The 24,344-nt window shown below is 70.2% G+C and carries 22 protein-coding genes and 1 pseudogene; 16 read left to right on the top strand and 7 right to left on the bottom strand.

Going from position 1 to position 24,344, the window contains the following annotated elements; genetic code table 11:
* Positions 1-58 precede the first annotated feature (58 nt).
* The 10 genes from OG972_RS43510 to OG972_RS43465 all read left to right on the top strand — a co-directional run bounded on the left by OG972_RS43510 (position 59) and on the right by OG972_RS43465 (position 8,640).
* Positions 59-838 carry an SDR family oxidoreductase gene (locus OG972_RS43510; protein ID WP_266991963.1) on the top strand — a complete coding sequence of 260 codons (780 nt, stop codon included), beginning with the start codon at positions 59-61 and terminating at the stop codon, positions 836-838.
* 121 nt (positions 839-959) lie between these two features.
* Complete coding sequence (locus tag OG972_RS43505) at positions 960-1,874, top strand: SDR family oxidoreductase (RefSeq protein WP_266991961.1); 915 nt, start codon at positions 960-962, stop codon at positions 1,872-1,874.
* 192 nt (positions 1,875-2,066) lie between these two features.
* Positions 2,067-2,849 (top strand): 2-keto-4-pentenoate hydratase, encoded by a 783-nt coding sequence (locus OG972_RS43500; protein ID WP_266991959.1) that lies wholly within the window; start codon positions 2,067-2,069, stop codon positions 2,847-2,849.
* A 7-nt stretch (positions 2,850-2,856) separates the two neighbouring features.
* Entirely contained in the window at positions 2,857-3,768 is a 912-nt protein-coding gene (locus OG972_RS43495; protein ID WP_266992982.1) for an acetaldehyde dehydrogenase (acetylating), read from the top strand.
* A 12-nt stretch (positions 3,769-3,780) separates the two neighbouring features.
* The gene (gene dmpG / locus OG972_RS43490; RefSeq protein WP_266991957.1) at positions 3,781-4,803 is read left to right on the top strand and encodes a 4-hydroxy-2-oxovalerate aldolase; all 1,023 of its coding nucleotides are present in this window, start codon (positions 3,781-3,783) and stop codon (positions 4,801-4,803) included.
* A gap of 38 nt (positions 4,804-4,841) precedes the next feature.
* Complete coding sequence (locus OG972_RS43485; RefSeq protein ID WP_266991955.1) at positions 4,842-6,002, top strand: Rieske 2Fe-2S domain-containing protein; 1,161 nt, start codon at positions 4,842-4,844, stop codon at positions 6,000-6,002.
* A 1-nt stretch (position 6,003) separates the two neighbouring features.
* Complete coding sequence (locus OG972_RS43480; protein WP_266991953.1) at positions 6,004-6,231, top strand: hypothetical protein; 228 nt, start codon at positions 6,004-6,006, stop codon at positions 6,229-6,231.
* Positions 6,224-7,294 (top strand): ferredoxin--NADP reductase, encoded by a 1,071-nt coding sequence (locus OG972_RS43475; protein ID WP_266991951.1) that lies wholly within the window; start codon positions 6,224-6,226, stop codon positions 7,292-7,294. The genes OG972_RS43480 and OG972_RS43475 overlap by 8 nt, the downstream gene beginning before the upstream one ends.
* A gap of 102 nt (positions 7,295-7,396) precedes the next feature.
* Entirely contained in the window at positions 7,397-8,173 is a 777-nt protein-coding gene (locus OG972_RS43470) for an SDR family oxidoreductase (RefSeq protein ID WP_266991949.1), read from the top strand.
* 23 nt (positions 8,174-8,196) lie between these two features.
* Positions 8,197-8,640, top strand: a complete 444-nt coding sequence (locus tag OG972_RS43465; protein ID WP_266991946.1) for an SRPBCC family protein — start codon at positions 8,197-8,199, stop codon at positions 8,638-8,640.
* 85 nt (positions 8,641-8,725) lie between these two features.
* Here the strand turns inward: OG972_RS43465 and OG972_RS43460 are convergent, their stop codons facing one another.
* Complete coding sequence (locus tag OG972_RS43460) at positions 8,726-9,604, bottom strand: IclR family transcriptional regulator (RefSeq protein WP_266991944.1); 879 nt, start codon at positions 9,602-9,604, stop codon at positions 8,726-8,728.
* Between the two features lie 171 nt (positions 9,605-9,775).
* Between OG972_RS43460 and hsaA the strand changes: the two genes are divergently transcribed.
* Positions 9,776-10,945: a 3-hydroxy-9,10-secoandrosta-1,3,5(10)-triene-9,17-dione monooxygenase oxygenase subunit gene (gene hsaA, locus OG972_RS43455; RefSeq protein ID WP_266991942.1), complete on the top strand. Its 1,170-nt coding sequence runs from the start codon at positions 9,776-9,778 to the stop codon at positions 10,943-10,945.
* Positions 10,946-11,034: 89 nt separating this feature from the next.
* Here the strand turns inward: hsaA and OG972_RS43450 are convergent, their stop codons facing one another.
* Complete coding sequence (locus OG972_RS43450; RefSeq protein WP_266991940.1) at positions 11,035-12,351, bottom strand: transposase; 1,317 nt, start codon at positions 12,349-12,351, stop codon at positions 11,035-11,037.
* 453 nt (positions 12,352-12,804) lie between these two features.
* Between OG972_RS43450 and OG972_RS43445 the strand changes: the two genes are divergently transcribed.
* On the top strand, positions 12,805-14,370 hold the full coding sequence (locus OG972_RS43445) for an FAD-binding protein (protein WP_266991938.1): 1,566 nt from the start codon (positions 12,805-12,807) through the stop codon (positions 14,368-14,370).
* 216 nt (positions 14,371-14,586) lie between these two features.
* Here the strand turns inward: OG972_RS43445 and OG972_RS43440 are convergent, their stop codons facing one another.
* Complete coding sequence (locus tag OG972_RS43440) at positions 14,587-15,021, bottom strand: FAD-binding protein (RefSeq protein WP_266991936.1); 435 nt, start codon at positions 15,019-15,021, stop codon at positions 14,587-14,589.
* Here OG972_RS43440 and OG972_RS43435 point away from each other — a divergent pair.
* A complete protein-coding gene (locus tag OG972_RS43435) occupies positions 14,920-16,500 on the top strand; it encodes an IS1182 family transposase (protein ID WP_266991934.1) in 1,581 nt (526 codons plus the stop codon). The two genes, OG972_RS43440 and OG972_RS43435, sit on opposite strands and share 102 nt — an antisense overlap.
* Positions 16,501-16,704: 204 nt before the next feature.
* On the top strand, positions 16,705-18,111 hold the full coding sequence (locus OG972_RS43430; RefSeq protein WP_266991932.1) for an IS4 family transposase: 1,407 nt from the start codon (positions 16,705-16,707) through the stop codon (positions 18,109-18,111).
* Between the two features lie 16 nt (positions 18,112-18,127).
* On the opposite strand, the gene OG972_RS43425 is transcribed toward OG972_RS43430, so the two are convergent.
* Entirely contained in the window at positions 18,128-19,021 is an 894-nt protein-coding gene (locus OG972_RS43425) for an IS982 family transposase (protein WP_266991930.1), read from the bottom strand.
* 132 nt (positions 19,022-19,153) lie between these two features.
* On the opposite strand from OG972_RS43425, the gene OG972_RS43420 reads away from it, so the two are divergent.
* Entirely contained in the window at positions 19,154-19,426 is a 273-nt protein-coding gene (locus tag OG972_RS43420; RefSeq protein ID WP_266991928.1) for a transposase, read from the top strand.
* 19 nt (positions 19,427-19,445) lie between these two features.
* Here OG972_RS43420 and OG972_RS43415 read toward each other — a convergent pair whose 3' ends face one another.
* The gene (locus OG972_RS43415) at positions 19,446-20,933 is read right to left on the bottom strand and encodes an IS4 family transposase (RefSeq protein WP_266991926.1); all 1,488 of its coding nucleotides are present in this window, start codon (positions 20,931-20,933) and stop codon (positions 19,446-19,448) included.
* Positions 20,934-21,156: 223 nt separating this feature from the next.
* Here OG972_RS43415 and OG972_RS43410 point away from each other — a divergent pair.
* Positions 21,157-22,494: pseudogene (locus OG972_RS43410) on the top strand (IS1182 family transposase); the annotation flags it as partial.
* A 61-nt stretch (positions 22,495-22,555) separates the two neighbouring features.
* On the opposite strand, the gene OG972_RS43405 reads toward OG972_RS43410, so the two are convergent.
* A complete protein-coding gene (locus OG972_RS43405; protein WP_266991924.1) occupies positions 22,556-22,945 on the bottom strand; it encodes a hypothetical protein in 390 nt (129 codons plus the stop codon).
* 112 nt (positions 22,946-23,057) lie between these two features.
* The gene (locus OG972_RS43400; RefSeq protein WP_266991922.1) at positions 23,058-24,218 is read right to left on the bottom strand and encodes a transposase; all 1,161 of its coding nucleotides are present in this window, start codon (positions 24,216-24,218) and stop codon (positions 23,058-23,060) included.
* Positions 24,219-24,344 lie beyond the last annotated feature (126 nt).

Here is a 24,344-nt window from a genome sequence, read left to right as displayed (position 1 = left end):
CCACCAAACGTTTGTTAGGCGAAGGTAGCAGTGGATCCCTCGCTACGGGAGGTGTCAATTGGCAGCGATCATCGACCTGTCCGGTTCCGTCGCCGTCGTCACCGGCGGAACCCGGGGCATCGGCGCGGGGATCACCCGCGCCCTGCTCGAAGCCGGTGCGCAGGTCGTGACCTGCGCACGACGGGCTCCGGACAAGCCCGTCGAGGCAGCCGGGCGTACGGCCCGCTTCCTCCCGGTCGACCTCCGCGACCCGGAGGCGGTCGGTGGATTCTTCGAACAGGTGCGGAGCGACTACGGGCGGCTGGACACCCTGGTCAACAACGCCGGGGGAACTCCCTTCCAGATGCTCGACGGGGACGGAGCCGAACGCCACGCCCGGGTCGTCGAGCTGAACCTCGTCGCGCCGCTGACCGCCTCCCTCGCCGCGTACGAGGTGATGCGCCATCAGAGCGGCGGCGGATCGATCGTGATGGTCGGCAGCGTCAGCGGGACCCGCCCGTCCCCGGGGACCGCGGCGTACGGAGCCGCCAAGGCGGGCCTGGAGAACCTCGCCCGCTCCATGGCCGTGGAATGGGCGCCCCGGGTACGGGTCAACACGCTCGTCCTCGGCATGGTCCGCACCGAGCTGTCCCATCTGCACTACGGGGACGAGGACGGCATCGCCGCCGTCGGCCGCACCGTGCCGCTCGGCCGGCTCGCCGATCCCTCCGACATCGGCGACGCCTGCGTCTTCCTCGCCTCCGACCGCGCCGCGTACATCAGCGGCGCCGCCCTGCACGTCCACGGCGGAGGAGAGCGCCCCGCCTTCCTCGACGCTGCAACCGCCAACAACAACTGACCGCCTGACCGCCTCCGGCAGGGGTGGGGCGTGAGTAAGCGCGCCTGCCGCCGTCGTGGTGCCGGGGGCACCTGCCCCGGGCGGCTGCCGGAAGACATCCGCTCACCGAAAGGACACAGCCATGACCACGGGAATCTGCACCGGACGCGTCGCCGTCGTCACCGGGGCCGGCCGCGGGCTCGGCCGCGCCCACGCCCTCGCCTTCGCCGCCGAGGGAGCGAAAGTCGTCGTCAACGACCTCGGCGTCGGCCTCGACGGCACGGGAGGGACGGCCCAGCCCGCCCAGCAGGTCGTCGACGAGATCCGCGCGCTCGGCGGGGAGGCTGTCGCCCATGGCGGGGACATCACCACCGCCGAGGGCGCTGTCTCGCTCATCGCCACCGCAGTGGACACCTTCGGCCGCCTCGACACCCTGGTCAACAACGCCGGATTCCTGCGCGACCGCATGCTCGTCAATCTCGACGAGGACGACTGGGACGCCGTCATGCGCGTTCACCTCAAGGGCCACTTCCTGCCGCTCAAGCACGCCGCCGCGCACTGGCGGGCCGAGGCGAAGGCCGGCCGTACGCCCGAGGCCCGCGTGATCAACACCAGCTCCGGGGCCGGCCTGCTCGGCAGCGTCGGCCAGGGCAACTACGCCGCCGCAAAGGCCGGGATCGTCGGCCTGACGCTCGTCGCCTCGGCGGAGATGGCGCGCTACGGCGTCCAGGTCAACGCGATAGCCCCGGCCGCCCGCACCCGGATGACCGAGCAGACCTTCGCCGACACCATGGCCGCCCCCGAGGACGGCGCGTTCGACGCCATGGCCCCGGAGAACGTCTCCCCCCTCGTCGTCTGGCTGGGCTCCGGCGCCTGTGCCGGGGTGACGGGCCGGGTCTTCGAGGCCGAGGCCGGCCGGATCACCGTCATGGAGGGCTGGCGTCCGGGTCCCACCGCGGACAGGGGTGCCCGCTGGACCCCGGCGCAGGCGGGCGAGACCGCCCTCAAGCTGCTGGCCGAGGCCGTGCCCCCCCAGCCGGTGTACGGGGCGCGGTAGAAGCCGCCGGACCCGCCGGCCCGCCGTCAGGCGGAGCCTTCTTCAACGGCCCCGAGAACCGCCGACGGTGGCTCCCGGGGCCGTTCGCGTCTTCGCGTCGCACCTTTCCCGGTCAGCGGGAATTCACGCTCCCCGCTCGGAGGGCACCCCGCTTAGCCTCCCGGAACAGCCCAACGCACCGCAGAGGACCCCATGCTCACGGACCCCCAGAGGCATCACGCGGCGGAGATCCTGCGCTCCGCCGAGCACCGCCGCACGCAGGTCGCCCCGCTGACCGAGGCCTTCCCGGAGATCGGCACCGAGGACGCGTACGAGATCCAGCTCATCAACGTCCGGCACCGCGTCGGCGCCGGGGCCGAGGTGCGCGGTCACAAGGTCGGCCTGTCGTCCCCCGTCATGCAGCAGATGATGGGCGTGGACGAGCCGGACTACGGCCACCTGCTCGACGACATGGAGCTGAGCCCGGACCGTCCCGTCCCCGTCTCCCGCTACTGCTGCCCGCGCATCGAGGTCGAGGTCGGCTTCGTCCTCGGCGACGACCTGCCGGGCGAGAACTGCACCCCGGCGGATGTGCTCGCCGCCACCGAACGTGTCGTCCCCGCCCTGGAGTTGATCGACAGCAGGATCCGCGACTGGCGGATCTCCATCGCCGACACCATCGCGGACAACGCCTCCTCCGCCGGATACGTCATCGGCGAGGGCCGTCACCCGCGCGAACTGGACCTCAAGGCGATCGACGCGCGGCTCACACACGGCGGTGAGCTGCTGGCCGAGGGCCGCAGCGACGCCGTGCTCGGCGACCCGGCCGTCTCCGTCGCCTGGCTCGCCCGCACCGTGGCCCGCTTCGGCGTGCCCCTGAAGAAGGGGCACGTGGTGCTGCCCGGCTCGTGCACCCGGGCAGTCGACGTGGCTGCGGGAGCGACCTTCACCGCCGAGTTCACCGGGCTGGGCCCGGTCTCCCTTTCGTTCACCTGAGGTGATGATGACCAGCAAGACCAAGGCGACCGCCGCGATCGTCGGCTCCGGCAACATCGGCACCGATCTGCTCTACAAGCTGCAACGCTCCGAACTCGTCGAACCGCGCTGGATGATCGGCGTCGACCCCGGCAGCGAGGGCCTCGCCCGCGCCCGCGACGCCGGCCTGGAGGCAAGCCACGAGGGCGTCGACCGGCTGCTCGCCCAGGACGAACTCCCCGACATCGTCTTCGAGGCCACCTCCGCCTACGTCCACCGGGCCAACGCCCCGCGCTACGCGGAGCTCGGCATCCGGTCCGTCGACCTCACCCCGGCGGCCGTCGGCCCCGCCGTCGTCCCGCCCGCCAATCTGCGCGAGCACCTCGACAAACCCAACGTCAACATGATCACCTGCGGAGGACAGGCCACCATCCCCATGGTGTACGCGGTCTCCCGCGTGGTCCCCGTGGCGTACGCGGAGATCGTCGCCTCGGTGGCCTCCGTCTCGGCCGGACCCGGAACCCGCGCAAACATCGACGAGTTCACCCGCACCACCTCCCTCGGCATCGAGACCATCGGCGGCGCCGAGCGCGGCAAGGCGATCATCATCCTCAACCCCGCCGAGCCACCCGTCGTCATGCGCGACACCGTCTTCTGCGCCATACCCGAGGACGCCGACCGGGACGCGATCACCCAGTCCGTGAAGGAGATCGCCGAGCAGGTCGCCGCCTACGTGCCCGGCTACCGGCTGCGCACAGAGCCGCAGTTCGACGATCCGCGCCCCGAGAACGGCGGGATGGCACGCGTCGCGATCTTCCTGGAGGTGGAGGGCGCGGGCGACTACCTGCCGCCGTACGCCGGAAACCTCGACATCATGACCGCCGCCGCCACCAAGGTGGGCGAGGAGTTCGCCAAGGCGCTCCTCGCCCAGGGCGCGTAAGGAGCACCCCGCATGCCCTACTCGGAAACCCTCGACATCCGGATCACCGACTCCTCGCTGCGCGACGGCTCGCACGCCAAGCGGCACCAGTTCACGGGCGAGGACGTACGGTCCGTCGTGGCGGCCCTCGACGGCGCCGGCGTCCCGGTGATCGAGGTGACGCACGGCGACGGGCTCGGCGGCTCGTCCTTCAACTACGGCTTCTCCAGAACCCCCGAGCAGCAGCTGATCAAGATCGCGGTGGACACCGCGCAGCAGGCGGAGATCGCCTTCCTGATGCTCCCCGGACTCGGTGTCAAGGACGACATCCGGGCCGCACGCGAGCTCGGCGCGACCATCTGCCGGATCGCCACCCACTGCACCGAGGCAGACATCGCGATCCAGCACTTCGGGCTCGCCCGTGAGATGGGCCTGGAGACCGTCGGCTTCCTGATGATGGCCCACTCGACCACGCCGGAGAACCTGGCGCGGCAGGGCCGGATCATGGCCGACGCAGGCTGCCAGTGCGTGTACGTCGTCGACTCGGCCGGCGCCATGGTCATGGACGACGTCACCGCCCGGGTCGAGGCCCTGGTCGCCGAGCTCGCAGGCGACGCCCAGGTCGGCTTCCACGGACACGAGAACCTGGCCCTCGGCACGGGGAACTCCATCGCGGCCGTCAAGGCCGGCGCCCTGCAGATCGACGGCTCCACCCGCCGACTCGGCGCGGGCGCGGGCAACACCGCCGTCGAGGCGCTGGTCGCTGTCTGCGCCAAGATGGGCATCCGCACCGGCGTCGACGTACTGAAGATCATCGACGCGGCGGAGGACGTGGTCCGCCCGGTGATGGACGACGAGTGCCGACTCGACCGGCTCGCCCTGTTGATGGGCCACGCCGGGGTCTACTCCAGCTTCCTCAAGCACGCCTACCGGCAGGCCGAGCGCTACGGCGTCTCGGGCGCCGAAATCCTCCTGCGCGCGGGCGAGCGACGCCTCGTCGGCGGTCAGGAGGACCAGCTCATCGACATCGCAGTGGAACTCGCCGCACAGAACTGAGGCCGCCTCCCGCAGGCAGCCGACACTGGAGGGACAAGATGACTGCTCTCAACGACGAGGTCCGGGTCATCGAGGCGGGCAGGCCGCCCGCCCGCTTCGCCCGGGGCTGGCACTGCCTCGGCCTGGCCGACGGCTTCAAGGACGGCAAGCCGCACGAGATCGAGGCGTTCGGTACCAAGCTGGTGGTCTTCCAGGGCCAGGGCGACGGACAGCTGCACGTCCTGAACGCCTACTGCCCGCACATGGGCGGCAACCTCGCCCACGGCACCGTCAAGGGCGACGCGGTGGCGTGCCCGTTCCACGACTGGCGCTGGTCGGGCAACGGCCGCTGCGCGGACATCCCGTACGCGCGCCGCGTGCCGCCGCGCGCCCGCACCCGCTCGTGGACCACCCTCGAGGAGAACAAGCAGCTCTTCGTCTGGCACGACCCACAGGGCAACCCGCCGCCGCCCGAGGTGGCCATCCCGCGGATCGAGGGCGCCTTCAGCGACGAGTGGAGCGAGTGGACCTGGAAGACCGTACGGGTCGAGGGCTCCAACTGCCGCGAAATCGTGGACAACGTCGTGGACATGGCGCACTTCTTCTACGTGCACTACTCGCTGCCCACGTACTTCAAGAACGTCTTCGAGGGGCACGTCGCCACCCAGTACCAGGAGACCGTGCCGCGGGAGGACTACAACCTGGGCACGCTGAGCACCACACTGCGCTCCGACGCCTCGTACTTCGGCCCCTCATACATGATCGACTACCTCTTCTCGCCGGTGGCCGAGGGAGTCGAGATGGAGATGGCCCTGATCAACTGCCATTACCCGATCGACGAGAACAGCTTCATGCTCCAGTACGGGGCCATCGTCAATAAGCTGCCCGGGATGTCGGACGAGGAGGCCGCCGAAGCGGCCCGGCTCACCTCGGAAGGCCTCGCGGCCGGCTTCGAGCAGGACATCGAGATCTGGCGGAACAAGAGCCGGATCGACAACCCCCTGCTCTGCGAGGAAGACGGCCCCGTCTACCAACTGCGGCGCTGGTACGAGCAGTTCTACGTCGACGTCGAGGACGTCAAGGACGAGATGGTGCAGCGCTTCGAGTTCGAGATCGATGTCACCCGCGCCACCGCGGCGTGGCGGGCGGAGGTCAAGGAGAACCTCGCCCGCCTCGCGGCGGAGAAGAAGGCGGAGACGGAGAAGGAAACCGGATCCTGACATGCAGCCGGTGGAGTGCGTGACCTGCGGCAACCAGGTCCTGTGTGAGAAGTTCAGCATGGCCCACACCTCGGTGCAATGGACCGCCGAGGCGGCCGTCGTCTGCGCCGAGTTCCGCGGCCGAGTGGCCGAGGGCGGGAACACCGCCCGCATCCGGACCTGCCTGGCGCTGCGCGAGAGCATCGACCGCGCGGTCGAAGAAGGCACCCTGGAGGTCGCCGATGCCTGAACCGATGCCCGGGCCGGCGACCGGGTCGCGTACGCACCGGCTGCGCGTCGTCGAAGTGATCGCCGAGACAGGCGACGCGCACTCCCTGGTGCTCCAGGCGCCGCCGGAGAGCACCGGCCGATTCTCCTACCGCCCCGGGCAGTTCCTCACCCTGAAGCTGCCCGGGGCGGACGGAGGGGCGGCCGCCCGCTGCTACTCCCTCGCCAGTTCACCGCACACCGGCGAGCCACTGAAGGTCACCGTCAAGCGGGTGGCCGGCGGATACGGCTCCAACTGGGTGTGCGACCAGGTGGCGGCGGGGGACGAGCTGGAGGTGCTGCCGCCGGCCGGCACCTTCACCCCCTCCGATCTCGACGCGGACCTGCTGCTCGTCGCCGGGGGCAGCGGCATCACGCCGGTGCTGTCGATCGCCAAGTCGGCCCTGGCGAGGGGGCACGGCCGGGTGACGCTTCTGTACGCCAACCGCGACGAGTCCTCGGTCATCTTCCGCGACGAGCTGCGGGAGCTGACCGAGGACCACCCGGACCGGCTGCTGGTGATCCACTGGCTGGAGTCGCTCCAGGGTCTGCCCACCGCGCACCGGCTGGCCGCCGCGCTCGCACCGTACGCCGGACGCGAGGCGTTCGTCTGCGGTCCGGGGCCGATGATGGACGCCGCCGAGCAGTGCTTGCGCGCGCTCGGCGCGCCAGGCGACCGGATCCACCGCGAGCGGTTCTTCTCGCTGAGCGGGGACGTCTTCGACGTTCCGGCACCGGCACCCGCAGCGGGGGAGTGCGCGCCCGTCGAGGGAGGCAGCACGGCGGACGTGGAACTCGACGGCGAGACCCACACGGTCGTCTGGCCGTCGGGGACCCCGCTGCTCGACGTGCTCCTCGCCGCGGGGGTGGAGGCCCCGTACTCCTGTCGGGAGGGCGCGTGCAGCGCCTGCACCTGCAGGGTCGTGGCAGGTGAGGTGAAGATGCTCCGCAACGAGGTCCTGGACGACCAGGACATCGGCGAGGGATATGTGCTGGCCTGTCAGGCCGTTCCCCTCACCGACCAGGTCGGGATCACCTATTCCTGACGCGAAAGACGCGAATGACGCGAACGAAGCGGAAGCCGTCCCGTGACAGGCACCGCGGTTCCGCCCACCGCGACCGTCACACCGTCCCCGAAGGAACCCACCATGTCCCGCACTTACCTCATCACCGGAGCGGCCTCCGGCATCGGCAAGGCCACCGTGGCACTCCTGCGCTCGCAGGGACACACCGTCATCGGGGCCGACCTCAAGGACAGCGACATCGCCGCCGACCTGTCCACCGTCGAAGGCCGGGCCGAACTCGTCGCCCGCGCCCGTGAGCTGACCGGCAGCCGCCTCGACGCCGTCATCTCCTGCGCGGGCATCGCGCACTTCGACCCGCTCACCATCAAGGTCAACCACTTCGGCGCCGTCGCCACCCTCGACGGCCTGCGCCCACTGCTGGCCGCCGGCACCGCCCCGCGGGCCCTCGTCATCGGCTCGGTCGACTCCGTGCATCCGACCGACCCGGCGATCGTGGACGCCGCGCTCGCCGACGACGAGGAAGCGGCGGTGGAGGCTTCCCAGGCAGCCGTCGACCGAGGGGAGGGGCACCTCGTCTACTCCTCCTCCAAGGCCGCGATCTCCCGCTGGATCCGCCGCTGCGCCGTCACCGAGGACTGGGCCGGTGCGGGTATCCCGCTCAACGCCGTCGGCCCCGGCGTGATCATCACGCCGATGACCCAGCCCCTGCTGGACGACCCCGACATGCTGCGACTCGTCGAGCAGAGCGTACCGATGCCGCTGCACGGCCACGCCCGCCCCGAGCAGATCGCCCCGCTGATCGCCTGGCTGACCTCCCCCGAGAACACCCATGTGACCGGGCAGGTCGTCTTCGTGGACGGCGGTGCCGACGCGGTCCTGCGCGGCGACCGCACCTGGTGAGCACACACATCGAGGAGACGTCCATGAACACGCGCACGCTTGAGCGTTCCACCGTGCTGGCGGCCACCCCCGACCAGGTGTGGGCGGCCATCGGCGACTTCGGCGGTCTCGCCGACTGGCACCCGCACGTGCCGCCGTCCACCATCGAGGACGACGCGAACCCCCAAGTCCCCGGTGCCGTACGGGTCTTCGCGATCGACGGCAAGGTCGTCGCGCGCGAGCGCCTGCTGGAGCGCGACGCCGACGCCCGCTGGTACCGCTACGCCCTCCTCGACCCGGTGATCCTGCCGGTCGGCGACTATGTGGCGACGCTCGCCGTACGCCCGCACGCCCACGGTGCCGAGGTCCGGTGGTCCGCCGCGTACCAGGGCCCTGACGAAGTGGTGGCGCAGGTGGAGTCGCTCATCGGCGACGGCACCTACGGCACCGGCCTCGACGCTCTGCGGGCGCGCTTCGCCCGAGGCTGATCCCGACTCACCGGGGTGTGAGCGCGGCCCGCAGGGCGCGCTCACACCCCGGTGAGTGTTTCCCGGGTCGCCGTGAGCCCCGCCGTCACATCCAGTCGCTGAAGCGCAGCCAGGACATCATGTTGTCCATCGCGGGCTGCGGAACACCGGGCGCGGACGCCGTCTCGGCCGTCTGCGCCGGCTTCCTCGTGTGCCGCCCCGGCCCGAACATCGCCTGCCACACCGCCCGCGCGCAGTTCTGCACGGCGGGCGCGATCCGCTCCAGCTCCCGGTGGGCGCCGTTACCGCACACCGAGATCGCAGCGACCGCCCGGCCGGCCCCGCGCAGCGGTGCGGCCACGCAGAAGACCCCCCGGTGCCCCTCCTCGTAGTCGAACGCCACCCCGCGCTTCCGCACCGTCGCCAGCTCCCCGCGGAAGGACTCCGGGCGGGTGATGGTACGCAGCGTCCGTGGCCGCAGCCCATGCCCTATCACCTGCTCCACCAGCGCGCCGTCACTGAAGGCCAGGATCGCCTTGCCCGCCGCCGTGCAGTACGCCGGCTGCCGCCCGCCCACCCGTGACGGCACGCCGGAGTCGTCCGACCCGCCTATGCGCTCCAGATAGACCACCTCGGCACCGTCGAGCACCGTGAGGTGCACCAGATGGCCGGTGGTCTCGTGCAGCGCGTGGAGATGGGGCAGCGCCGCCCGTCGCAGCCGGTTGTGGTGCGAGGCCAGGGCGCCGAGCTCCAGCATGCTCATGCCCAGCCGGTAGTCGCGGCCCTCACGCTCCAGCCAGCGCAGCTGCACCAACTGGTCAAGGATGCGGTGCGCGGAGGACCGGGGGAGGCCGGAGCGCTGTACGACCTCGGTCAGTGTGAGCCGGGGCTGGGCGCCCTGGAAAGCGCTCAGTACCTTCGCCGCCTTCTCCAGCAGGGACAGCGGCGGACATCCGGCCTCGACAGCGTGCGTTGTCAACGGCACCTCCCACACGGACAGCCGACGACCCTCCGGGCCGCGGCCGTAATCTCCGATATTGCGTGGAGATTGCCAGTGGATTCCACTGCTGGGAAGAGGGTGTTCCGTTTCGGATCAGTAAAGCGTAGTTTCCCTCCCGTCGCCCCGGGACGACCTGAGGACCTGAGAGGGATGTGCATGCGTGACGACGACGTCCTCGCGGCGGTCCGCGAAGTCGCCCCCGCCCTGCGCGAGCGCGCGGCCGAGGCCGAGGCGCGGCGCCGTGTGCCCGACACCTCGGTCGAGGAGCTCGAGCAGGCCGGCTTCTTCCGGTTGCTCCAGCCCAGGGCGTACGGCGGGCTCGCCGCCGACCCGGCCGTCCACTACGCCGCGGTGAAGGAGATCGCCAAGGCGTGCGGCTCGACGGGCTGGGCCGTCTCGGTGATCGGTGTGCACCCCTGGCACGTCGCCCTGTACGACCCGCGGGCACAGGAGGAGGTGTGGGGTGGGGACAGCTCCACCCGGATCTGCTCCTCCTACGCCCCGACCGGGGCGGTCACTCCGGTGGACGGCGGCGTCCGGCTCTCCGGCCGCTGGCACTTCTCCTCCGGCTGCGACCACGCTCAATGGGCCCTGCTCGGCGGCCTCGTCACGGACGGAGGGGGACGGCCGGTGGACATGCGGACCTTCCTGGTGCCCCGCACCGACTACCGCGTCGACGATGTGTGGGACACCGTCGGCCTGCGCGGTACCGGCAGCAACGACATCGTCGTCGAGGACGTCTTCGTCCCCGACCACCGCGCCCTCGGCTACGGCCCCATGAGTGCACTGGCATGTCCGGGACAGGAGATCAACACGGAGCCGCTGTACCGGTTGCCGTACGCCGCCGTCTTCACCACCACCATCTCGACCGCTGTCGTCGGCATTGCCGAGGGCGCCTACGAGGACTACGTCGCGGCAGCCCGCGAGCGCTTCCGCGTCCCCTACGGGCAGAAGGTCGCCGAGGACCCCTTCGCGCAGGTGCGCATCGCCCGTGCGGCCAGTGACATCGACGCAGCCTGGCTGCAGCTCACCCGCAACATCGCCGACCTGTACGCGACCGCCCGGCGCGGCGAGAAACCGCCGATGTCCCTGCGCGCACGGGCCCGCCGGGACCAGGTGATCGCCACCGAACGCGCGGTCACCGCCGTGGACCTGCTGATGGAGAACGCCGGCGGCAGCGTCATGCGCCAGGGCGGCAGCGCCCTGCAGCGCGCCTGGCGGGACGTGCACACCGGCCGCGGCCAGGCGGCCAACGACCTGGAGCGGGCGCTCATCCTCTTCGGCCAGGACGCGCTCGGCATCGACATTCACGACCCCATGCTGTGACCTCCTTTTCCAGGGGGAGTTGCGGGGTGCGGCACGGGGACGGCCGGCAGTTCTGACTCGACTTTCGATGTTCTGACAGGTTTGGGTGATCAGGCTGCGCCGGCTGCGGCCCACGCCTGCTGGACGGCGCGGATTTCCTCATCCGTGGGCCGGCCTGGGCGGGTGGGCGTAAATCGGGCGGCGATGATCACCCGGCGGAGCTTGGCGACCATGTCGGACAGGGCCGGCTCGGCCTTGGTGGTGTACCACGGGGCCCGCTCGCGGCGCTCGGCGACGTCGCGGGGGTGGTGGCCGTGCAGCGCGTACCAGGCCACGGTGATCGTGTAGCAGTACAGACCGAACGGGACGGTGCGCTCGACGGCCAAGCGGGTACGGTTTTGGGCCTGACCGACGCCGAGTAGGTCGCGGGCCTCGGCGAAGGTGACCTCGATCGACCAGCGTGACGCGTAGCGGGCGATCAGGCCGGCCGCGCGGGTGGTGAGGTCGGTGGTGACCAGCGCCAGGTCGTAGGCGGTGTCGGTGGTGTCGTCGCGCAGGAGGATCACGCGGACGGTGCGGGTGTGGAAGGAGCCGTACCACAGGCAGGTGGTCTCGGCCAGGTGCATGGTGTCGGTCCGCTGATACCGCTTGATCTCGGTCCTGGTGAAGGCGGCGGTGGTGGCCAGGTCCTTGGGTGTGCCAAGGCGTTCGCCCTTGAGGGCGGGTCGGCCGCGGCGCCCGGTGGGCGGCGGGGCCAGGTCGTACAGCACCGCGCTCGCGGGCAGGCGGGTGGTGAACGTGCAGGTCGCGGGCAGGTCGCGGAGCGCCTTGCCGTGGTAGGCGGCGTCCGCGACGACGTGGATGCGCCGCCCGTGGTGGCAGGCGGCCAGCAGGCGGATCATGGACGCGGCGAGGCCGACCTTGGACTGCTCCTGCTTCGGGCGCCACAGCCGGGCCATCACCGGCAGGCACACCGGCCTTGCCAGGAACGGCAGTTGGACCACGATGCCGACCACCACGAAGCAGGTCCCGCGCCCGACCGGCTTCGGACCCCGGGCCGCGCCGTCGTGCTGCCAGGCCGCGCCGAAGACTTTCTTCCCGCGCCGCTTGAACAGCGTGTCGTCCACCGCCACTGTCAACACTCCATCTGCTGGCAGGAGTTGGCGCACAACCAGGTGGGAGAGGGAGATGCCCAGCAGGTCGGGGTTCCAGCTCGCGCGGGAGAAGAAGGCGTGGGCACGGTCGTGGGACCAGGTGCGCGTCAATCCCGCGCCCGTCACCATGCCGGTCACCGTGCCCCGGCCGGTCTGCGCGATCAAGCCCGTGACCAGCGCGGCGAAGGTGGTGAAGGTCGGTGTGGTGAAACAGCCCCGCAGGAACGTCAGCACCGCCAGCAGCGAAGCGGGTACGGTCGTGTCCGGAAGCATCGGCGGGTCCCTCTCAGCAGGCGACGCAAGCACCGCCGATGCTTCTCTGCTGTCCCGCCCCGCACCGCCAGATCAGGTCCCCATCACCCACCCGAGCGACCCCAACGACGATCAACGGAAACGTCGAAAGTCGAGGTTCTGACACGGCCGGGGAATCCCGCTCACCGGGAAACCGCGATGGCCGCTGCCCCCTCTCCCTGCACATACTCGTCAACCACCTCGCCGAGGTGGCGGGGGATGCGGCGGCCGGCACCGGCTGCCGACTCGCCCGCCACTGCACGGCCGGGTCCGGGGCGGCGGTGCCGACGAGGTGGTCCCCCTCCGCCACGAGGACACCTCCACGCGCACGGCCGCCGGCCGGCGCACCCGCGCCGTGCACCTGCTCCCGCACGAGCGCCGCGCCCTTCCGGCTGCCCGACCCACATCGGCAACCCACCACATCCGAGGGACGAGATGGCGAACACAGACGAGACATGGGACCAGGAGTGCGACGTGCTGGTGGTCGGCTCCGGCGGCGGCGCGCTCACCGGCGCGTACGGTGCGGCGGCCCGCGGGCTGGACACTCTGGTCATCGAGAAGACCGGGTACTTCGGCGGCACCACCGCGTACGCCGGCGCCGGCCTGTGGCTGCCCGGCAACCAGGCTCAGACACGGGGCGGACTGGAGGACTCCGCCGACCTCGGGCGCGCGTACTTCCGCGCGGTGGTCGGCGAGGCCAGCCCGCACGAGCTGCAGGACGCCTATCTCGACCACGCCGGAGAAACGGTCGCCTTCCTCGAGGACAATCCCCACCTCCGCTTCGAGTACCGGCCCTTTCCCGACTACTACGCCGCACCCGGCCGCTTCGAGGCCGGCCGCGCCGTCTTCCCCGTGGACCTGCCCGCGCCCGAGGCGCCGCACGCACTCCTCGACGCGGTACGCCCCCCGGTGTGGGCCGAACGGCTCGGCCTGCCGCCGGCCGAAGGCCCGCTCACCGACGGCCGCGCCCTGATCGGCCGGCTGCTCCTCGCCATGGAGTCCACCGGCAACGGCCGTACCCTGCTGCACACCGCCCTGCGGCAGCTGATCACCGACGACGGCCGCGTGGTCGGCGCAGAGGCCGCACAAGACGGTCGCACCCTGCGGATCCGCGCCCGCCGCGGCGTGCTGCTCGCCGCAGGCGGCTTCGAGGGCAACGCCGAGCTCCGCCGCGACTGGCAGGGCCTGCCCGGGGCGGACTGGACGATGGGCCCCCAGGGCGCCAACACCGGCCAGGCCCTGGTCGCGGCGGTCGAGGCGGGAGCCGCCACCGGCCTGCTCGACCAGTCCTGGTGGTGTCCCTCGCTGCGCTTCCCCGACGGCACGGCCGCGTTCACCCTGGGCCTGCACGGCGGCATCTTCGTGGACGGCACCGGCCGCCGGTTCGCCAACGAGTCGCTGCCGTACGACCGGATGGGCCGTCAGATGCTCGCGGCCAAGGCCGGGACCACCCCCGACAACCCGGTCTGGTGGATCTTCGACGGCCGGTTCGGCGACGAGCTGCCCGGCATCACCGTCGTCCCCGCCGACCGGAAGACGTTCACCGAGGCCGGGCTGTGGCGCACCGCCGCCACCCTCGACGGCCTCGCCCAGCGGATCGGCGTCGGCACCGAGGCGCTGCGCACCACGGTGCGGACCTTCAACGGCTACGCGGCCGACGGAGCGGACGCGGACTTCCACCGTGGAGAGGACGCCTACGACCGCTTCTTCGCCCAGGGCGAGGGCGCCAACCCCTGCCTGGTGCCGATCGAGGAAGGGCCCTTCCACGCCGTGCAGATCGTGCTCGGCGACCTGGGCACCAAGGGCGGAGTACGGACCGATGCCCAGGCCCGGGTACTGCGCGAGGACGGCAGCCCGATCCCCGGCCTGTACGCGGCGGGCAACACCACCGCCTCGGTGGCCGGCCCCACCTACCCCGGCCCCGGCGTGCCGATCGGCTCCGCCATGGTCTTCGGCCACATCGCCGCCTCCGACATGGCGGGGCAGGGGACGGGCGGGTGAGGCGGGCCGGTTCCGCGCGGCCGGTCTGCGCGGGCGCAGAACTGGCCGTGCACCGGCCCGGCATGCCGGATCCGTGACCGGCGCGCGATCCGTGACCTGCCCTCCGTCCGTGACCTGCGTGCTTCGCTGCGCCGGCCGTGTGGGCGGGCCGTGTGCGTCGGCCATGTGCGCCGGCCGTGTGGGCGGGCCGCGACCCTCGTCCCGCCCACACCCGCGCTATCCGTTCAGCGCCGCGCTCCGCCCCGCCCCGCGGCCGAAGAAGCTGCCGTCGCCGAGCGACGCGCCGCTCGCGTCCCCCCAGGCGGCGACGCCCGCCGTGGCCCGGCCCGCCGCGTACAGGCCGGGGATCGGCTCCCCGTCCACATGCAGCACCTCCGCGTCCGTGCCGGTGGTCAGCCCGCCGAGGGCGAAGCCCGACGTCATGCCCCGGAGGTCCACGGCACCCAGCGGGCCGCGCAGCGGCCGCAGCCCCGTCTCGGCGGCTAGAAGACTGCTGAAAATCTGGTGATCTGGCCCCGGCTCGGTGGAGTCGGGGCCAGTCTTGTAGGCATGCAGGGGGAATGGGCTGGGGAGATGGTCGGGCCGGATGTGTGGGAAACGTGCCGGGAGTTGATCCCGGCCGGCAGTGTGTTCGCGTTTCTGGCTGAACATCGTGAGGTGCTGTTCCCGCCGGGGATGTTCGCGGACATGTATCCGTCGTCCAACGGTCGTCCGAGTCTGCCGCCGCAGGTGCTGGCCGCGACGGTGGTGCTGCAGAGCCTGCAGGGGCTGTCGGACTTCGAGACCGTCCAGGAGTTGCGGTGTGACCTGCGGTGGAAGGCCGCCTGCGGGCTCGGGCTGTATGACAGTGCATTTGACCCGTCGCTGCTGACGTATTTCCGGCGCCGCCTGCGTCACTCTGCCGATCCGATGCGGATCTTTACCAAGGTCAGGGAGGTCGTGGCCGCGACCGGCGTGCTCAAGGGCAGGCAGCGGCGGGCGCTGGACTCCACCGTGCTCGATGACGCGGTGGCCACCCAGGACACCGTCACCCAGATCATCTCCGCCGTCCGCCGGGTGATCCGCGAGGTCCCCGGCGCCGGGGAGGTGGCCGCGGAGCACTGCCGGGCGCACGACTACACCGACCCGGGCAAGCCGAGGATTGCCTGGGACGACGAGACGGCCCGCGCCGCGCTGGTCGACGCGCTGGTCACTGATGCCCATCTCCTGCTCGGGCACCTGCCCGAGCAGGAGATGGGCGAGAAGGCGGCGAACGCGGTCGGCTTGCTGGCCCTGGTCGCGGGCCAGGACGTGGAACCCGCCGGGGACTCCGACGGACGCGACGGACGCTGGCGCATCGCGAAGCGCACGGTGGCCGACCGGCTGGTGTCGACCGTCGATGCCGATGCGCGGCACATCCACAAGAACCGCACCCGTCACCAGGACGGCTTCAAAGGGCATGCGTCCTTCGAGCCGGAGACCGGCCTGTTCACCGCTGTCGCCCTGACCGGGGGCTATGGTCCCGGCAACCACGAGGCCGCCGTCGCCGCCGGCCTGCTGGACGGCGAGAACGGCGAGTTAACCGTGCTCGGCGATTCCGCCTACGGCACCGGCGACCTGCGGATGCGCCTTGAGGCCGACGGCCACACCCTGGTGATCAAACCGCCGCCGATGCGGCAAGCCGTCCCTGGCGGCTTCACCATCGACGACTTCCGTATCGACCCAGCGGCCGGCACCGCGACCTGCCCGGCCGGACACGCCGCCAACCTCGGACAGGTCAAAGCGGACGGCGCCCGCACCGCCCAGTTCAAGCGCGTCTGCACCGACTGCCCGCTGCGGGAACGCTGCACCACCTCCAAGACCGGACGCACCCTCAACGTCCACCCCCAGTACGACCTGCTGGCTGCCGCCCGAGCCCAGGCTGCCACCGACGTGGCCTGGCAGGCCGAATACCGCCGATGGCGGCCGCCCGTCGAGCGGGCCATCGCCTGGCTCGTCGCCAAGGGAAACCGCCGGGTTCCCTACCGCGGCGTCATCGCCAACAACATCTGGCTCCACCACCGCGCCGCCGCCCTCAACCTCCGCCGACTGATCACCCTCGGACTCATCCGGACGGGCAACACCTGGCACCTCGCCCCGGCCACCGCATAGCGAAAAGGGCCACCCGGCCTGCGGCCGGACAGCCCTTCGACAAGATTTTCAGCAGCCTTCTAGACGAGTCATTCCGATGTGATCAGTGGCAACACCGTTGCGTTTGACCTCTGAGCTGTACGTCAAGCCCTGCTGAACAGCGCAACGGGACCACCTGATAGATCAACGATCGGCGAAGAAAGTCGATCAAGGTCAGGGATCCCGTTGCAGGAGAAGTCTGTCATCACGTCCACGATCGAGACAGCCCGGGGTGTGTTCGCGCCGGGTCATCTGGGGGAGTTGACCCAGGTCGTGGACTTTGCGCTGGTGGACGCGGTGCTGGAGGAGACCGGCCGGCGCGAGAAGCGCCTGCGACTGCTGCCTTCGCGGGTGGTGGTGTACTTCGTGCTCGCTCTCGCACTGTTCGAGCACCGCTCGTACCGCACGGTGTGGTCCAAACTGACCGCCGCCCTGACCCCGCTGGCCCTGGTGCGTCCCGCGGTCTCCTCGCTGACGCGGGCCAGGCGCAGGGTGGGGGCCGCACCTCTGCGGCGCCTGTTCGAGACACTGGCCGGGCCCGTCGCCCGCCCCGGTCAGGACGGGTCCTTCTACCGGGGCCTGCGCACGGTGGCCGTCGACGGGACCCTGCTGCACACCCCCGACGACGAGACGCTCACCTGGCGCTACCCCAAACGGGCCGGGGAGGGTCTGGAGTTCGGCTATCCGCTCCTACGGCTGCTGACCCTGGTCGAGTGCGGCACCCGCGCGCTCATAGCCGCCGCCTTCGGACCGGAGTCCGAGGGTGAACTCCCCTATGCCAAGCGGCTTCTGGCCGCCCTGGACAAGACGATGCTCCTGCTGGCCGACGCGGCCTTCGACGGCAACGAGTTCCTTGATGCCGTCCATCAGAGCGGGGCGCGGTTCCTGGTGCGCTCCGGGGCCCGCCGTGTCCCCACCCCCGCCGGGCACCTGGGCGACGGCTCCTACATCGCCCGCATCGGCTACGGCGTCCTGCGGGTACTGCTGCCGGTACGCGTGATCGAGGCGACCCTCACCGTCACCTTGGCCGATGGCACCGTCCGCTCCGAGCAGTGGCGGCTGATCACCAACCTGCTGGACCCCGTCCGCTATCCGGCCGCCGAGCTCGTTGATCTCTATCACCGCAGGTGGCAGGCGGAAACTACGTATTTTTCGATCAAGGCCACGATGCTCGACGGCCGCGTCCTGCGCTCCCGCAGCATCGATGGTCTCGACCAGGAGGTCTACGCCCTGCTCACCGCCTACCAGGCTCTGATCCGCGCCGGCGACGACGCCCTGACCGGTCGGCCGGAAGTACCCATGGAACGGATCAGTTTCACCGTCCTGCTGGCCGCCGCAACCGACACCGTCACCGCCGGCCATGGAATCTTCCCCAACACCCTCGTCGACCTGGTCGGCACGATCGGCCACGCGGCCCTGGACGCCCTCCTGCCCGCCCACCGACGGCAACGAGTGAAGGCCCGCACCCGCAAGAACCCCACCAGCAAGTACGGACCGAACGCCGGACAACACCCCACGACCAGCCAGAACTACACCGTCCGCACCACCGTCGCGTTCTTCGACCACGGCCTCAATAGCCGCTCACGGCGCTAACGCAACGGTGTTGTGATCAGTGGTCATAAGCGATCAAGGATCGTATGACGGGCTGGCCGGTCTTGTGGTTGTGCCAGATCGCGGCGGCCATCGCGAGGATGCGTTGGGCGACGCGGACGGCGACACCTTCGAAGGTCCGGCCACCGTGCTGTTCCAGGTCGAGCTGGCCTTTGAGGGTGTCGTTGACCGACTCGATCAGCTGCCGTACCGACTTCAGAAGGCTCTCGCCCTTGCGCTTCTTCTCGCGCTTGAAGGAAGGACGCAGCAACTCCGCGCCCCGGAAGGCCAGATCGGCCTCGAACTCCTTGGAGGCGAAGCCCTTGTCCGCGATCACCAGCAGGCTCGGCCGGTCCGTGGCCAGGTGCGGTTCGCGGTCCAGCATCGCCGACAGCACCTCCCGCTCGTCCAGCTTCGGGTTCGCCAGTGCCCACAGGATGGGCATCCCGGTCGGGGTGCACACCAGGAACAGGCGCAGGCCCCAGAAGAACCGGGAGTGCGAGGCGCAGTACCCGTATCCGGCCCAGCCGGCCATGTCCGACCGCTTCACCGTCGGACGCGAGCGGCCACACTCCACCGGCGTGGAGTCGATGATCCAGTGGTTGTCGAACCAGAAGTCCGTATCGACGGCCAGTAGCCGTATTGCCTTCTTGACCAGCGGCAACGCTGCCCGCAGCCGCTTGTTCCAGCCTGGCTGCTTGGGCACGTACGGGAACATCGCTCCCAGTCGGGAGTCCACGAACCGCAGCCAGCGGGACTCCGAGGTGAAGCCCAGCAGAGCCTGCGCCACGGCAAGGGTGACCAGCTCAGAATCCGTCAGCTGCGGCGGTCGGCCAAGCCATCGGGTACCTCCGATCTCGTCGTCGATCTTCACGTACAGTGCGGTCAGCAGGGCGTCCAGGTTGTTCGTCACACAACGATCTTGGACGCCCTGTCTGCGTTCCCGGACACACCGTCAGCATTCGGAATGACTCGTCTAGAAGACTGCTGAAAATCTTTTGCGTTCTGGCCCCGGACCGGCAGGTCCGGGGCCAGTCTTGTGAGCATGCAGGGGGAATGGGCCGGGGAGATGGTCGGGCCGGATGTGTGGGAGACCTGCCGGGAGTTGATCCCGGCAGGGAGTGTGTTCGCTTTCCTGGCCGAGCATCGTGAGGTGCTGTTCCCGCCGGAGTTCTTCGCGGACATGTATCCGTCGGCCAACGGACGGCCGTCGTTGCCGCCGCAGGTGCTGGCCGCGACGGTGGTACTGCAGAGCCTGCAGGGGCTGTCGGACTTCGAGACAGTCCAGGAACTGCGATGTGACCTGCAATGCCGGTGAGTTAGCGCGTTGGTGCAGGTCAGGTTGGGTGCTTGGTGACTTTGAGTGTGTAGCGGACGTTACTGGGAGTGCGGGGCTGGTCCCGTTTTCTGACCTCGAAGGTGTTTTTGGACGGCTTCTTGATGCGCTGGCACTGCCGGTTGCGGCGGGGCGGGAGGAGGGCGGCCAAGAGCTCTGTGGTGACTTCGCGGCGGGCGGTGTCCAGCGTGGTGGCGTCGGTTGCGGCCTGGGCGGCGACGGTGAGCCGGGCGAGTTGCACCGTGACGGTGAAGGAGATCCGGTCGGGATCGGTCCCGCCGTGTTCTGCCGCGCGCGTCTGCAGTGCGCATAGTGCCTGGTAGACGGTGAGGAGGGCGTAGATCTCCTGGTAGATCAGCTCGGGCGCCTTGGAGCGCAGGATGAATCCGGCGCCGCGCAGGCGGTTCTTCAGTTCCGCGAATCCGTTTTCGATCTCCCACCGCTGGTGATATGCCCTCGCCAGCTGGTGGGCCGGGGCGAGGCGGTGGTCCAGCAGGCTGGTGACCAGCCGGAAGGTCTCGGTGCGGGGTGGGCCGGCCTGCGGGTGGATGGTGACGGTGTACTCGATGATCCGTACCAGGTGTCCCCGGGGAGGCTCGGGCAGGGTGCGTCCGGCCGCGCGGGCCTGGCCGTGGCGGATGTTCTCCGCGGGCGTGCGCATGATGGACAGGTAGGACCCGTCGGACAGCACCCGCAGCGGCACGAAGACCAGGTTCTTCTTGATCCGCCAGGCCAGGTGGGCGCCGGTGGCGCGGGCCAGGCCCCACAGTTGGTGTCCGGCGAAGTTGCGGTCGGCCAGCAGTAGCATGTCCGGTCGCAGGGAGGCCAGCAGCCGGCGGGCGAGCTTGTGCTCGCTGAACCTGGCCACGGCGTCGAAGGCCGCGTCGACCAGGGCATGGGTGCCGCATTCGGTCAGGGCCATCAGGCGGACCTGCGGGTGTCCGCTCTGGTTGACACCGCCCTTGCCGGTGAAGCCGAACTCAGCTGCGTTTGCCGGGGTGTCGGGGACGTCCAGCGCGGTGCCGTCCCAGGCGATCAGCCGCAGCCCGAAGGCGAACGCGCCCGGAGTGACGGTCGTGGCCAGCGTGCCGCACCGCCGCTCGAACAGGGCCTGCAGCGGCTTGTCGCCCAGCCGCTGCCGGGCCCGTGTCAGGGCCGAACTGGTGGGCAAGCGCTGCACACACAGGCCCGGCAGATGCCGCAGCTTCTCCGTCAACGTGCGCAGGACTGACCGGTATCCCGGCGGCCCGGCACTGTCGGAGCTGCTGAACAGGCACAACGCCAGGACGAAGTAGATCACCGCCCGGGCCGGCAACAACCGGCGGCGACGCTCGCCGCATCCGGTCAACTCCACGACCTCGTCAACCAGTTCAGGGCTGATCTCCTCGGTCAACACGCCGAGACGGACGTGCTCGCCAAAGCGCCGGTCCGTGGGGGCCACCAGCCTGTTCAACGGAGCCTGGCTGCCCTCGGTGATGGCAGACGGCATGCGGACGATGGCACACTGAGTACCCAACGGAGTTCCCTCGCGGACAGTCGGATCTTGGTCGATCTTCTGTCCTACCGGGAACTCCGTTGCCGTGTCCCGGCCTCCGCCGACACATCACCAGAAGTGACGGATCACGCAACGTCACCAGGGGATATTCCCACCCAAACCCCGCACCATCAAGTGCCTGACCTGCACCGACGCGCTAACTCACCGGCATTGATGTGACCTGCGCTGGAAGGCCGCCTGCGGGCTGGGCCTGTACGACACCGCCTTCGATCCCTCGCTGCTGACCTATTTCCGGCGCCGGCTCGCCCGCTCGGCCGACCCGACGCGGATTTTCACCAAGGTCAAAGAGGTGGTGACTGCCACCGGTGTCCTCAGAGGAAAGCAGCGCCGGGCGCTGGACTCCACCGTCCTGGACGATGCGGTGGCCACTCAGGACACCGTCACCCAGATCGTGGCCGCGATCCGCCGCGTGATCCGTGAGGTCCCCGGCGCCGGCGAGGTCGCCGGCCGGTGGTGTACTGCTCACGACTACACCGACCCCGGCAAACCCAGGATCGCCTGGAATGACGAAGCCGCCCGCGAGGCGCTGGTCGACGCCCTGGTGACCGACGCGCTCAACATGCTCGGCCGTCTGCCCGAGCGTGAGCTGGGCGAGCGGGCCGCGAACGCGGTGGGCCTTCTCGCTCTCGTCGCAGGCCAGGACGTGGAGCCGGCCGAGGACTCCGACGGCCGCGACGGACGCTGGCGTATCGCCAGGCGCACCGTGCCCGACCGGACGGTGTCCACCGTCGACCCCGATGCCCGGCACATCCACAAGAACCGAACCCGCCACCAGGAGGGCTTCAAAGGACACGTGTCCTTCGAGCCAGAGGCCGGACTGTTCACTGCCGTCGCGTTAACCAGCGGCTACGGGCCGGACAACCACGAGGCCGCCGTCGCGCTGGACCTGCTGGCCGACAAAGACCACAGCGAGGGCGAGACGCTGACCGTGCTCGGCGATTCCGCCTACGGCACCGGCGACCTGCGTGAACAACTGACCGCCCAGGGCCACGTCCTGGTGGTCAAGCCGCCGCCGTTGCGGCAGGCCGTCCCAGGAGGCTTCACCATCGACGACTTCCACGTCGACACCGACGCCGCCACCGTGACCTGCCCGGCCGGACAGACCGCGAACCTGGGCTGCACCAAGGCCGACGGGGGCCGCACCGCCCAGTTCAAACGGCTGTGCACCGGCTGCCCACTGCGGGAACGCTGCACAACCTCCAAGACCGGACGGGTTATCAACGTCCACCCTCAGCACGAACTGCTGACCGCAGCCCGCGTCCAGGCCGCCACCGACACCGCCTGGCAGGACGAATACCGCCGATGGCGGCCCCCGGTCGAACGCGCCATCGCCTGGCTCGTCGCCCACGGCAACCGCAGAGTCCGCTACCGAGGCGTCATCGCCAACAACATCGCACTCCACCACCGCGCCGCCGCCCTCAACCTCCGCCGACTGATCAACCTCGGACTCACCCGCACCAACACCACCTGGCACCTCGCCCCGGCCACCCCATGACGAAGAAGGGGCCGCCCGGCCTACGGCCGAACAGCCCCTCAACAAGATTTTCAGCAGTCTTCTAGTTCGGCCGCCGTCTCGCACACCCATGCCGGCCGCAGCTGGAGGACGTCCGGCGCGGCGGAGACCCGGCGGGCCTCCTCGAAACCCTCCTCGTCGAGAACGAGGAACGTCCGGTTGTCCTGCTCTGGAAGAGGGCGGCCTGACCGATCCGTCCGGGGTAGGTGTCCTCGTTGATGAACCGCTGGCCGCGGGCGTTGTCCATGATCCCGCGGATCAGGTACTGCGGATCCATGTGGAGGGCGACCTCGCAGGCGTCCATGTACGCGACCCCCGCGCCCAGCGCCTGCGCCAGCTTCACCGCGATGCCGTCGTGCTCCTCGACCGCCGAGCCCGGACGGTCCAGCAACAGTGGGGGGTGCGCCGCCAGCATCTCCTCGTTGTAGGTCAACTTCTCGGCCGTAAACGACCGAGCTTGTTGGCTCAGTCGTCTACACCTTGTCGCGCTCCCGACTGCCCCCTACGACAGGGCGGTTACGGGTCGCATCTACCAGCCAGGGAGGTCAAGCCCTTTGTGGTACGGGTCCGTTGACGAGAACCCACGCCGAGCGTGCGCGGTTGCGCACGTTGACCCCGGCGACGTGATCGGCGGGGCCAGCGAGCCCGCACCGACGACAGGAGAAGGCGTCCCGGGTGGGACGGTTGTGTCTCGCTGTGTGTCCGCAACGCGGGCACATCTGCGAGGTGTAGCGGGCGTCCACCGCGATCACCGGTACTCCGGCCCGCTGGGCCTTGTACCGGAGGTGTTCTTCGAGCTGGTGGAACGGCCAGGAGGAGAGCGTGGCCCGCTGGTCGCGGGAAGGCCGTACCCGGTCACGGATGCCGCTCAGTTCTTCGAGGGCGATCCCGCGTCCGGTGCGTTGCGCGACGGCCACGATCTCCTTGCTGATCCTGTGGTTGATGTGCGCGGCGTGCCGGGACTCGCGCTTGACCCGCCGCTTGGCGCGCCGGGTGGCGGAGCGGGTCTGCTTCGCCTGGAGTTCGGCGCGTTTGCGGGCGCGCCAGCGCCGGTAACGGCCAAGACGGCGGCCCTGGTAGTTGTCCCCGTCGGACGTAGTGGCGAGGTTGGCAATGCCCCGGTCCACGCCGATCCAGTCCAACGGGTCGGTGTTGAGCGGCGCTTCGGGGACCTCGCACGTGGAGATCAGGAACCACATACCGTCACGGTGGACGAGATCCGACTCGCCTCGCCGGTACTTCGCCAGCATCGCCAACTGGCCGGGGTGCCCGGTGTACCGGATGCCCTTGATCCGCCCGCCCACCGTCCAGATGCTGACGGTCTGCACGTCGTGCTGCCACGACAAGATCCGGTCGTCATACGGCTGAGCCGCACCGGGACGGAAGACAATCGGCTTCGACCCCGCACGCCTGCGCCGCTTCGATCCCTCGGGGCCGAGGTTCCCGGCCCGGATGTTCGCACGCAACGTCGCGTAGGCGTCAACAACCTTCTTCACCGTGCGGACGGCCGGTTGGGCAGCGAGCCCGAACTCGGCCTTCACACGAGCGTAGACCAGCTTCTGCAACTCGTTGCGGGACGTGGTGCCCGTCTCGTAAGCCACCACCGATACGGCATCGGCCGCCCGGTTGCACGCAGGCAGGGTCACAGCCAAAACCCTCGCCACCTCGGGCGACGGCAGCAGCTTCACCTGCACCACAATCTTCACCCCTCCAACCTAGCCCCGACCACTGACAACAGCCGAAAGTACAGGTCACGGCAGGTACGCAGAGAACTCCGCCGCTTGACGGCTCCGCTCCAAGGACCCATTCCTCCCAGGCCTGAAGGCCGGGGC

Source organism: Streptomyces sp. NBC_01669, from assembly GCF_026339735.1.
In the GTDB taxonomy this organism is placed as follows: Bacteria; Actinomycetota; Actinomycetes; order Streptomycetales; family Streptomycetaceae; genus Streptomyces; species Streptomyces yanii.
Note: the sequence above shows the minus strand (reverse complement) of the source record. Positions and strands in the feature narration are given on the sequence as shown.